The organism is Mycobacterium sp. (assembly GCF_052145595.1).
Classification (GTDB): domain Bacteria; phylum Actinomycetota; class Actinomycetes; order Mycobacteriales; family Mycobacteriaceae; genus Mycobacterium.
In genome coordinates, this window is sequence record NZ_JBKQOI010000233.1 from 1 (window position 1) to 7,889 (window position 7,889).

8 protein-coding genes and 1 pseudogene are annotated in these 7,889 nt (G+C 66.5%); 6 read left to right on the top strand and 3 right to left on the bottom strand.

Translation table 11 applies throughout. The features are described 5' to 3' along the window. Positions 1–436: alpha/beta hydrolase fold domain-containing protein (locus ACLP4W_RS20805; RefSeq protein WP_442389179.1), on the top strand; the 436-nt coding region annotated here is incomplete at its 5' end. A gap of 199 nt (positions 437–635) precedes the next feature. On the opposite strand, the gene ACLP4W_RS20810 is transcribed toward ACLP4W_RS20805, so the two are convergent. Both ACLP4W_RS20810 and ACLP4W_RS20815 read right to left on the bottom strand, forming a co-directional pair. Continuing rightward, on the bottom strand, positions 636–1,067 hold the full coding sequence (locus ACLP4W_RS20810) for a tautomerase family protein (RefSeq protein ID WP_442389180.1): 432 nt from the start codon (positions 1,065–1,067) through the stop codon (positions 636–638). A gap of 18 nt (positions 1,068–1,085) precedes the next feature. Beyond that, entirely contained in the window at positions 1,086–2,228 is a 1,143-nt protein-coding gene (locus tag ACLP4W_RS20815; protein WP_442389182.1) for an LLM class flavin-dependent oxidoreductase, read from the bottom strand. A 205-nt stretch (positions 2,229–2,433) separates the two neighbouring features. On the opposite strand from ACLP4W_RS20815, the gene ACLP4W_RS20820 reads away from it, so the two are divergent. After that, positions 2,434–3,165 (top strand): M15 family metallopeptidase, encoded by a 732-nt coding sequence (locus tag ACLP4W_RS20820; protein ID WP_442389183.1) that lies wholly within the window; start codon positions 2,434–2,436, stop codon positions 3,163–3,165. 90 nt (positions 3,166–3,255) lie between these two features. After that, positions 3,256–4,065 carry a methyltransferase domain-containing protein gene (locus tag ACLP4W_RS20825; RefSeq protein ID WP_442389185.1) on the top strand — a complete coding sequence of 270 codons (810 nt, stop codon included), beginning with the start codon at positions 3,256–3,258 and terminating at the stop codon, positions 4,063–4,065. A 4-nt stretch (positions 4,066–4,069) separates the two neighbouring features. Here the strand turns inward: ACLP4W_RS20825 and ACLP4W_RS20830 are convergent, their stop codons facing one another. Beyond that, positions 4,070–5,608, bottom strand: coding sequence for an amidase (locus tag ACLP4W_RS20830; RefSeq protein WP_442389187.1), 1,539 nt, complete (start codon positions 5,606–5,608; stop codon positions 4,070–4,072). A gap of 148 nt (positions 5,609–5,756) precedes the next feature. Here ACLP4W_RS20830 and ACLP4W_RS20835 point away from each other — a divergent pair, with 148 nt between their 5' ends. The 3 genes and pseudogenes from ACLP4W_RS20835 to ACLP4W_RS20845 form a co-directional block, all read left to right on the top strand. Continuing rightward, entirely contained in the window at positions 5,757–7,334 is a 1,578-nt protein-coding gene (locus tag ACLP4W_RS20835) for a methylmalonyl-CoA mutase family protein (RefSeq protein WP_442389189.1), read from the top strand. After that, the gene (locus tag ACLP4W_RS20840) at positions 7,335–7,763 is read left to right on the top strand and encodes a cobalamin-dependent protein (RefSeq protein ID WP_442389191.1); all 429 of its coding nucleotides are present in this window, start codon (positions 7,335–7,337) and stop codon (positions 7,761–7,763) included. It abuts the gene before it with no gap. Further along, a pseudogene (locus tag ACLP4W_RS20845) lies at positions 7,748–7,889 on the top strand (LLM class F420-dependent oxidoreductase); the annotation flags it as partial. The gene ACLP4W_RS20840 and the pseudogene ACLP4W_RS20845, both read left to right, overlap by 16 nt.

The window sequence follows — 7,889 nt, forward strand, 5'->3', positions numbered from 1 at the left end:
GGCCCGCGACCGCAAAGGTCCACACATCGCCTTTCAGTTCCTGGCGGTGCCTGAGCTTGATGACCGGCTCGCCACAGCCAGCATGACCGCCTTCACCGACACCCCGCTGTGGAACCGGCCCAATGCGGTAGCCAGCTGGGGCCACTACCTCGGTGCGGGGCGCGCCGGCACCGACGATGTGTCGACGTACGCCGCGCCGGCGCGCGCGACGGATTTAGCCGGTCTGCCGCCGGCCTATGTCTCGGTCATGCACTTCGACCCGCTACGCGATGAGGGCATCGCCTACGCCTTGGGGATGCTGACCGCCGGGGTCACCGTCGAATTGCACTTGTTCCCGGGTACTTTCCATGGCTCAGCCCTCATCCAGCACGCGGCGATCTCACAGCGCGAGCAGGCCGAAGTGATCGCGGTGTTGCGGCAAGCCCTCGCCGTGTAGCAACAGCGATCAAAACCTCAGGCTGCACGTCAACTGGCGGGCGTGAGGTGTATCAAGGCCACTTCCCAGCGCCCATGAGTGCGCACGAATACCGTGGTCGTCCACTCGTGGTTATCGCGGGTTTGTCCACCGGCGACCTCAGTGCTCAGGAGCCGCTGAGTCAGCACGGCAGCGTCACCGAATACGCGCACTCGGGCAGTTATTCCTCGGCCACAAGGCCTTTCACCTGCTGGTAGTAAATGACCTTCCCGCCGCCGGCCCAATTACCTTCGGGGATTTCGTGGATCAGCGTCCAGACATGAAATGCCCTTGAGCCTTGCGGCTCGATTCCGGCCGCGGCGCACACTGCGTCGTGCACGTCGGCGGCGAGCCGTTCTTTACGCTCCTTATCCAGCGCTCCTTCGAAAACCGTTAGTGCGACCCGGAATCGGGGCGCGCCGGGTCCGCGGCCGCCCACCGAGAGGTCGGTCGCCTCCACCGCATGCAGGTACACCCACGTGTTATCACGCAGAAACGGAGTGTCCGGAGCGCGTTCGGCGCGCAGCAGCGCGGTGACCAACTCGTCGGACAGCCGGCCCAACGCCTGTTCCTCGAGGGAGCCACGCACGTACGTCAGGTCGATCATCGGCATTGGAAATCGTCTCCTCGCTCACAGCTTTCGCAGGCCGCGCACGACCTTGACGTAGGGCGCGGTCGCGGACGCGCTTTTGCGCAGACTCGGTTGAATCGCACCGGCATTGCCTACGACGAGGTATCGCAACCCGTTGTCGCGGAACTCGGCAATCTGTCCGATGACTTCGTCGGGTGTTCCGACCGCAAACAACTCCCGGACGAGCGATCGCGGGGCCCGGGCCGCGTAGGAGAGCGCCGTCTGCTCGTCGATAGTCTGCGGAATGAGGTCCTGGTTTCCGGTGAAGTCCGCCCCCAAAGGGTGTTCCGCGCCATGGCGTGCCCAGTCTTTGGCGGGGCAATTGAGCGTGAACACCTTGGCGATATCGGAGTCGACGACTTCATCGATTTCGTCGCGGGACCGGCCGGTCACGATGAACCGAATGAGTGCGGGGGTGATGGCCATCGGATCGCGTCCGGCATCCGAAGCCGCGGCCCGCACGATCTCGAGTTGCTCCCCGTATTCGGTGGCCCGGGTCGTTCCGGGGAACGAGCCGTCGGCGTATCGTCCAGTGGCGCGCATCATGCGCGGCCCGTGCGCGGCGATCCAGATCTCGGGCCATTTGCCCTTGTACGGGGGGAGCGCGAAAGTCGCCTTGTGCAAAGGGAAGAAGGGTGAGTCGCGGCTGACCAATTCGCCGTTGGAGTTCCACAGCGCGCGAATGGTGGCCACCGCCTCCTCGAAGCGAGCCACTGGTTTGGACCAGTCGACGCCGTAGGGAGCATTGCTTTCGCGTTCGCCGGTTCCGATGCCCAGAACGGCCCGGCCACGGGTGAGCAGGTGCAGCGAGGCGGCGGCCTGTGCGGTGACGGCGGGGTTGCGCCTGCCGGTGTCGGTCACGGCGACCCCGAGGCGCATCCTGGCGAGCCGATTGCGGCCCGCCAGGTAGCCCAGCATCGTCCACGGCTCGAGGTGAGCGTCCATCTTCGGGATCAGCCGGGCGGCGCCGACGTGCTTGGGCGTCCACATCGAGGGCGGCAGCACCGAGTTGAGGTGGTCGGCCACCCAGAAGGAGTCGGCTCCGCAGGCCACCCCGGTCAGGTAGTCGGCGTGGATCAAGGGCTTCGGCCCGAACCGCGAATTGATCGTGTTGTGCATGACGCCCACGCCTAAAGCGGCCACCGTGTTCGCTCCTCCGGGCCACCGGCCAGAGGCTAGCCGATCGGCTACTCGGACGATAAATGATGGGGACGGGTTCTTCAATGGCTTGCCTGCACCGGCCCGGGTGGCGAAGCGAGCAGTGGGATCAGCGGCCGCGACGTCCATCTCGCGCGCGAGTTCGCAGTGCCCGGTGCGATCCGGCTCGTCGACCCGCGACAATGGTCAGATGGCCAGGACGCGGCGGTTGCTTCTGCTCGCCGTCGCGCTTGTCACGGCCACCAGTGCCTGCGCAGTTGCCCGCGTAGCCGTCCGACCCGTCGACACCACCGTGCCGGCCGGCCCCGGGGTGCCGCCCGTCAGCGACGCGGCGCACGCGGCCGGATTCGTCGACGTTAGGAGCGTGGTTCCCGACGCCATAATCGACCTGCGCTACGCGACGACGAACAATTTCACCGGCACGCAGTTGTATCCGTCCGACGCCCGATGCCTGGTGCATCAATCCATGGCTCCGGGGCTGGCGGCGGCCGCGACGGCGCTGCGCCCGCAGGGCCACGTGCTGGTGTTCTGGGACTGCTACCGGCCGCACGATGTTCAGGTCAAGCTGTTCAACGCGGTCCCCAACCCCGCCTGGGTCGCCCGCCCGGGCCAGTATGCGCACAGCCATGAGTCCGGGCGTTCGGTCGACGTGACATTCACCACCGTGCAACAGCAGTGCCCGCCCGAGCGGCAGGTGGACGGACTCTGCTTGGCCGACATGGGCACTGACTTCGACGACTTTTCCTCGCGGGCAACGGCATTCGCAACCCAAGGTGTCAGCGCCGATGCGCAGGCGAACCGGGCCCGGCTGCGGGACGCCATGAACTACGGCGGGTTGACCGTGTACTCCGGTGAGTGGTGGCATTTCGATGGTCCGGGGGCCGGGGTTGATCGTCCGATCCTCAACGTCCCTATCGACTAGCGTCTCATATATTGAGACGAAAGTTTCATATAGTGGTGGACGGCCGGTAAGCTTCACGCCGAGGTAGGCTGATCCGAGGGGGGAACCATCATGAACGGCAAACGCCCGGGCTACACGCACGGGCATCACGAATCGGTGCTACGCGGTCACCAGCGGCGCACCGCGGACGACTCCGCGGCCTACCTGCTGCCCCACCTGAAGCCGGGGCTGTCCGTGCTGGACATCGGATGTGGCCCCGGGACGATCACCGCCGACCTCGCCGCCCGGGTCGCGCCCGGGCCGGTGCTGGCCGTCGACCAATTCGCCGACGTCCTCGACATGGCCCGCGCCGAGGCCCGGCGGCGCAACCTCTCAAATGTCTCGTTCGCGACCGCCGACGTCCACCGGCTCGGCTTTCCCGACGACACATTCGATGTCGTCCACGCCCACCAGGTGCTGCAGCACGTGGCCGATCCGGTGCAGGCGCTGCGGGAGATGAGGCGAGTGTGTCGGCCCGGCGGCGTGGTCGCGGCTCGAGACGCCGACTACGCGGGCTTCGTCTGGTTCCCGCGCCTGCCGGCGCTGGACTTGTGGCTGGACCTCTACGAAAAGGCGGCCCGCGCCAACCACGGCGAACCGGATGCCGGTCGAAGGCTGCTGTCGTGGGCCGTTGAGGCCGGCTTCGACGATGTAAAGCCAACGGGCAGCCTCTGGTGCTACGCGACGGCCGCGACCCGCGAATGGTGGGGCGGAATGTGGGCAGACCGGATCCTGCACTCGAGGGTGGCGCACGAGCTTTTGCGGTTGGGTCTGGCCACTGCCCAGCAGCTCGAGGCGATCTCTGCGGCGTGGCGGGACTGGGCCGCGGCACCAGATGGATGGCTGTCGATCCCCCACGGCGAAATCCTTTGCCGAGCATAGCCTTTCATGCCGGTGAGCTCGGGGCCACCGGAAACCCGCCGTGCAGAGACTCGAAGGCATCGGCGACCCTCAGCACCGTGGCATCGTCGAATCGCTTGCCTACGATCATCATTCCTACGGGCAGGCGGTCGACCAGACCGGCGGGCACCGAGATCGCGGGATGGCCGGTGATGTCCGTGGGTGCGGTGTTGAGCGCTTTGCCGAGCGCGCGTTCGAGCAGCGCGACACCTTGCGGGGGGCCCGCCGGTAGTGTGTCGGCCGTGCCGGGCACGGTGGGCATCACCAGCACGTCGTATTGCGCCAGCGCCTCGTCGTACGCGGCGCGTACGAGCGGCAGCAGGTTGCGCGCCTTCGCATAGGATGCGCCGCCCAGCGTGTTCAGGCCGTAGTGGCCGCACAGTGCCGTGGCCGTGATGGTGCTGGCGAATTGATCGGCCTGCACAGCTCGCTGTTTTGCGAAGTGCGCCATCAGTTCTGGGTCGTAGAGTCCGTCCATGCCGAACCCGTAGCCGTTGCCATCCAGCATCTGATAGGTGGCGCCGTCGGTAAAGATGACGTTGAAGACATGAAGCGCTTTACGGTGCCAGGGCACGCTGATCTCGCCGACGGAGCAACCGATCTCGGTGAACCGTCGCGCCGCCGACCGGACCAGCTCGTCCGCCTCCGGCAGCGAGCCAGGTTGCCCGAAGCCCTCGGTGACAATGCCCACCCGCAGACCGGCCACGTCGCCGGTGAGCGCGGCCCGGTAGTCGATCGCGGCTATGTCCTTTGGCTGGCGCGGGTCCCGGCCGTCGGGTCCGGCGAGCACCGTAAGCAGAAGTGCGGCGTCGGCAACGGTGCGGGTCATGGGACCGAGGTGATCGATGGTCCGCTCGATCGGGAAAGCTCCCGTGTAGGGGACCAAGCCGTGGGTCGGCTTGTGGCCGACAATGCCGCACAGCGACGCCGGGATCCGGATCGATCCGCCTTGATCGGCGCCGAGGGCCAGCTCGACCTCACCGGCGGCAACAAGTGCGGCGCTCCCGCTGGATGACCCGCCCGTTTCGCGCTCGGTGTCCCACGGGTTGCGCACCGGCCCTGAGGCGGACGTGAAGCTAGACGCCGAGCAGCACAGATCCTCGCAGACACTCTTGCCGGCGATGATTGCCCCGGCGGCAAGCAGCCGCTCGACGACGGTCGCATCGCGGCTGGGGACGAACCCCTCCACCGCGCGTGATCCGTTCATCATCGGGATACCGGCGACGGCGATGTTGTCTTTGACGGCCACCGTCCTGCCCGACAGCGGACCGTCCGCGCCAGAGGCGATCTCCGCCGTGACATACCAGGCGCCTAGCGGATTGTCGCCCGGCTGCGGGAACCGGTACGCACGGTCGGGGGCCTGCGGGCGCGCGAACGCGTCGTACAGCTCATCGACCACGTCATAAGACCTCAGCGTGTGCCTCACCACCGCTAGGTACTGCCGTTGGACGTCGGCGTCGAGGTGTAATCCGAAGTGTTTGGCAGCCGCGTCGATGTCTGCCATCGATGGCCGAGAAACCGTCATGTCGACCTCCGTCGTCACTTTCGATGCTCGCGAACAGCAGGTTGGAGCCTACGGCCAACTCTTGGAATCAGTCTCCCGATACCGCTGTTTGGCCAGGTCAGTGCTGCGGTATTGGCATTCTCTTTTTTTGCAAGTACGTTATTCACCGATGGATAACGCTGCTCAGACACCATCGGGCATCCCACTGCAGCCCGCGTACGGGCCGGCGGAAAGAACCGCGGAACCGCCGTCGCCCGGGGAGTTCCCCTTCACCCGGGGTAACTTCGCGTCCGGCTACCGGGGCAAGTTGTGGACGTTCAGGCAGTACTCCGGCTTCGGCACCGCCGAGGAATCCAACCGTCGTTACCGGTATTTGCTGGAACAGGGCGGAACGGGGCTGTCGGTCGCGCTCGACCTGCCCACCCAGTGTGGCTACGACTCCGACGATCCCGAGTTCGGGGAGGAGGTCGGCCGGGTCGGCGTCGCGGTGGACACCCTGGCCGACGCCGAGATCCTGTTCGACGGCATCCCGCTGGACAAGATCAGCACCAGCATGACGATCAACGGAACGGCCGCAATCCTGCTGGCGTTCTACGTCGCCGCCGCCGAGCGCAAAGGGATACCGCGGGCCAAGCTCACCGGGACCATCCAGAACGACATCCTCAAGGAGTACGCCTCGCGCGGGACCTGGATCTGGCCGCCGGAGCCCTCGCTGCGGCTGATCGCCGACACCATCGAGTTCTGCGCGGCCGAGGTGCCGAAATTCAACGCCATCTCGGTGGCCGGGGCGCATTTCCGCGACGCCGGAGCCAACGCGGTACAAGAAATGGCCTTCACCCTGGCCGACGGCGTCACCTATTGCGACACCGTGGTGCAACGGGGCCGGATGACCATCGACCAGTTCGCACCGCAGATCTCGTTCTTCTTCTACACCCATGGCGATTTCTTCGAAGAGATCGCCAAATACCGCGCCGGGCGCCGGCGCTGGGCGACGATCGTGCGCGAACGCTACGGGGCGACGACGGACAAGGCGTCGATGTTCCGCTTCGGTTGCGTGTGTGGCGGCGCGTCGCTGTATGCCCCCCAGGCACAGAACAACCTGGTGCGGGTGGCCTACGAGGCGATGGCGGCGGTGCTGGGCGGCGTCCAGTCGATGTTCACCGCGGCCTGGGACGAGCCGTTCGCACTTCCCACCGAGGAGTCCACCACGCTGGCGCTGCGCACCCAGCAGATCCTTGCCTACGAAACCGGTGTGGCCAGTGTCGCCGACCCGCTCGGCGGCTCCTACTTCGTCGAGGCGCTCACCGACGCCACCGAAGCCCGCATCATCGAGATCATGGATGACCTCGAGCGGCACGGGGGGATGGTCAGCGCGATCGAGGACGGCTACCTGCAGGGCCTGATCGCCGACGAAGCCTTTCGGATCCACCAGGACATCGAAGCGGGCACCCGCCCCGTTGTCGGGGTCAACCGGTTCGTGTCCGAGGAGCCGGAGCCGGACGTGGTCACCTACGAGCTCGACGCCGAGGGCCGCGACCTGCAGCTCAAGCGGCTCTCCACGGTGAAGGCCGAAAGAGATTTGGACGCAGTGCAATCCACTCTCGCAGCGTTGTCGCGCGCCGCGGAAGGAACCGACAATCTGATGCACAAGCTGATCGACTGCGCCAACGCCTACTGCACGGTCGGTGAAATGGTGTCCGCGCTCAAAGCGGTGTGGGGCGAATTCCAGCAACCGGTGGTGTTCTAGGTGGCAGTACGGATTCTGGTTGCCAAGCCCGGCCTCGACGGACACGACCGCGGCGCCAAGATCGTCGCCCGCACCCTACGCGACGCCGGCTTCGAGGTGATCTACACCGGCATCCGGCAGCGCATCGAAGACATCGCATCGATCGCCGTCCAGGAAGACGTGGCCGTCGTCGGCTTGAGCATCCTGTCCGGTGCTCACCTGGCGCTGACCACGCGGACCATCGAAGCGTTGCGCGCTGCCGACGCCGCCGACATCGCCGTCGTCGTCGGTGGAACGATCCCGCACGCGGACGTACCCAAGCTGCTGTCCGCCGGTGCCGCGGCGGTGTTTCCCACCGGGACACCGCTCGACGACCTGGTGCGCGAAATCCGCGGATTGACCGGCACCCCGGACCCTGCGGCTAAGGAAACACAATGCGCATCGGAGTAATGATCGGCGCCGAGCGTGGCGATATGGCCCGCAAGGTGGCCAAGCTGGCCTCCGATATCGAATGGGCCGAATCTGCGGGTCTGGACACCGCGTGGATGCCGCAGGTGCCCGACGACTTCGACTGCC